Here is a 3,651-nt window from a genome sequence, read left to right on the forward strand (position 1 = left end):
GTAAAATTAGTTGAATCTATAACTGTTTCATCAGTAATAACAGCTTCATTTGTTATTACTAAATTATCAACTTGCCCTTTAAATGCTTTACTTTCACTTCCTATTTTTTCTAATGGGAATACGAATGTAGTATATTTGATATTAGAACCTTCTTCTAATATTTGTTCAACATATTCACCATTTACATAAATTTCTGTTTTATTTAATTTACCAACAACAGTAATATCTACCCATTCTCCCTTAGGTAATTCATAATCAAATGAATAGTCATACCCTTCTCTTGAGAATCCTAACTTTCCAGTTCCAGCTTGTACTGCCTTAAATGTTCCTTTTGATGATTCAAATAAAATTTGTTCACTATCATCACTATTTTCATCTCTCTTAACACTGAAAGAAACTGAATAATTTGGTCCCATATTATTAATTCCAGTTTTAATGTAACTATTACCACCTTCTAATTCTAATACTCCATCACTAACTGAAGCATTGTTAATTTCAGTAGAATCATATCCATTTTCTGATTTATCTTCAACTGTATTATTTTCAAATTTATTAAAGTCATATTCCATAACCTTTTCAGTTTCAGATTCAACTTCAAATCTTGGATTAGTGTTAGGTGCAACTCCAACTTCATCAGCTACTTCTACAAATTCATTATATGTTTTATCATCAGCTTCTCCCCACATTTTTTCTGATAATACTTGCATTCCTGGTAGGATTCTATCAAATATATCATATTCAACTATTCCATTTGCTTTATTATCTATCATGTCATTCCAAAGAGCAAACATTCCACCGTTCATTTGTGGTGATCCTTCTGGTATTGTAACTCCGTTACTAAAAGTATTTACTTCCCAATTATTATATAACCAACTATGATTTAAGTAATTATAATAATAATTTGCACCTGGAACTAAATAAAGATATGAATCCTCTGTATTTATTAAATCATATCCTTGATCATACATAGCTTGAGCATTAGCCCATCCGGAATTCCATATATTCATTTCAACACCATCTGAATAAACTGGTGTTGATCCATTCTTATTACTTAAACTTCCCCATACTCTTACATTAGAGCCCTTTTCTTCTTTTATAAATCTTAACATTTTATCTGTATATGCTCTATACTCTTCTTTTCCTCCGTAGAATTCATCTGTTCCTATATGAACAGTTGAATTTCTAAATACTGGATTTTCCCCATCCATATACTCACTAAATATACTTTTTATATAATCAACAACTTTTTCATCATTCACATTAAGCATTGCTGCATTTTCACCTTGCCCATTACCATAAGCATACTCTGGATGTACTTTTGTAAATGCCAATGAATGACCTGGTGAATCTATTTCTGGAACTATATTAACTCCATAAAGTTTAGAATCATCAATAAAGTTTCCAAACTCCTCCTTAGTATAATACATATCTTCTGATGTTAATCTTAATCCATTTTCACCAACATCATTTGACTCAAGACGGAATCCTGAATATGCATTTTCTAATGCATCTGTAGGATAATCATCATGTAACCAAATATAGTTATCATTTAAATGAATTTGGAAATCATTTAATTTATACCATGACATATTTTGCATTACTTCATATAAGAAATCTAATGAAATAGGCTTTCTTCCTACATCTAGCATAAATCCTCTTACATCGTATTGAGGATAATCTCTAACTAGTCCCTTTTCTATAAATGTTCCATTTTGCTTTAATATTTGAAGAATACTCCTTGTTGATAAGAATATTGCTGATGCATCATTTCCTTCTACACTAAGAACATCATCAATATCCATATAATAACCTTCTTCTCTAAGTTCTGGATAATTTGACGTTAATGAAAGATAGAAATCTCCTGCTTGTGGAGCATCTGATACAACAACTTCAATATCATTTCCTACTATATCTTTATAATCATTAGCAAAAGTTTCTGCTGTTTCTCTAAGTTCTTCTGCTGAAGTAGGATTTAGTACTATTCTTGAATTGTTTGATATTTCAAAATTTCCTGTCTTTCCAGCCCATTCTCTTAATTCTGGAATAACAGTTGGTTTAACATTTCCCTCAACTTCATATTGACCTGGTACAATTATTTCAAATGCAGGTGAAGTAGCTTTTTCATCACCTTTTTTAACTTCAAAATTTACAACAACCTTTGTATCTACAAGTGGCTTATGAATATTCATATCATAATCGATAACTTCTTCATAATCTGCTCCAATAAATGATATTTCAAATCCTTCTGGAACACTTGGCATTTTAAGAACAGTAGCATCTTCTGTAGGTGCAGTAACTTTTAAGCTTGCAGCTACTTCTGCTGCTGTTTTTGGAGCTTCTGGAATTTCTCCATTATAAAGTTCTAATTCATATACAGATACAGTATTCCAATTAACGCCTTCTGAGTTTGCAAGATGTTCATCAATATAAAGTCTTACATATCTTCCTCTAACCTTTTCATTTAAACTTATAATATCCTTAAAGTTTGCTGGTGCAGCAGTTGCAGTATATACATCATTCCATGTAACATCATCATCTGATACTTGAATTCTATACTTAGGTGCATTTCTTCTTTCACTCAATTACTATATTATCAAATTCAGTTACTTCTCCTAAATCAACCTTTAGCCATTGATCTTCTGATGATACAGCACTTGCCCATCTTGATTGCTTTGTAGATGTTCTATCAATTGTTCCATCAAATGCCTTAGCTGCTGAAAAACTTGTACCACCTTCTTGGCTTGATGCTGTTGCAGTTTTATTTAAAGCTATGTTAACTCCAGCTTCTGGTCTTACAACAGAATCTCTATTATAAACTTCTAGCTCATATACAGATACAGTTTCCCATGATATAGTTGATCCTTCTTCAGCTGGATCATATTCCTTAACAACAGCTCTAACATATCTTGCTTCTTGATTTCCTAAACTTATAACATCTCTATAATTATTAACTGTTGTACCAGTATAAATAGTTGTCCAACTATCTTTATCATCTGATATTTGTATTTCATAAGAATTAATGTTTTTTCTTTCCCATTCAATTACTACTTCATTGAATACCGTTTTTTCTCCTAAATCAACACCTACATATGGGTTTTCAGCATATCTAACAGATGCCCATCTTGATTGTTCTCCATTATTAGCATTTCTATTTATAATTCCATCTGTCACCTTAGTTGAATTAAATCCCTCTGTTTCATCTCCTGACGAAAACGTTGTCTTATTTAACGCTAAGTTACTCTCACCATTAGTATTTTCAGTTGCAAAAACACTAATATTACTAAGCACCATAGAAGATGCTAAGAATAGTGGTAATACTTTTTTAAATGCTTTTCTATTATGCATTCCTCTCATTTTTAATTCCCCCTAATAATAATTTACTAATGTATTCCTTTTCATAACCATTCAATAACAATTATACATCTATTCCATATTTGTGTAAATAAGTTTTATTATGTTAATACACCCCCTCTATAAATTAATATTATAAAATTGATATTGTAATATTAATGAATATCTTCATTCTTAATAAAGATATTATATAAAAATGACTCCCAATAAACATATAATTTATCAGGAGCATTTTTTATTTAATTCTACTTATTTCTTCTTTTTTTAGTTAAACCTAATCCACCAAGTAAAGCAATAACT

2 protein-coding genes are annotated in these 3,651 nt (G+C 30.2%); both read right to left on the reverse strand.

Going from position 1 to position 3,651, the window contains the following annotated elements; genetic code table 11:
- Positions 1-2,582: family 20 glycosylhydrolase (locus HMPREF0216_RS12370; RefSeq protein WP_005214743.1), on the reverse strand; the 2,582-nt coding region annotated here is incomplete at its 3' end.
- Positions 2,575-3,354, reverse strand: coding sequence for a discoidin domain-containing protein (locus HMPREF0216_RS16445; RefSeq protein WP_005214745.1), 780 nt, complete (start codon positions 3,352-3,354; stop codon positions 2,575-2,577). The genes HMPREF0216_RS16445 and HMPREF0216_RS12370, both read right to left, overlap by 8 nt.
- Positions 3,355-3,651: the final 297 nt, after the last annotated feature.

The organism is Clostridium celatum DSM 1785 (genome assembly GCF_000320405.1).
Classification (GTDB): domain Bacteria; phylum Bacillota; class Clostridia; order Clostridiales; family Clostridiaceae; genus Clostridium; species Clostridium celatum.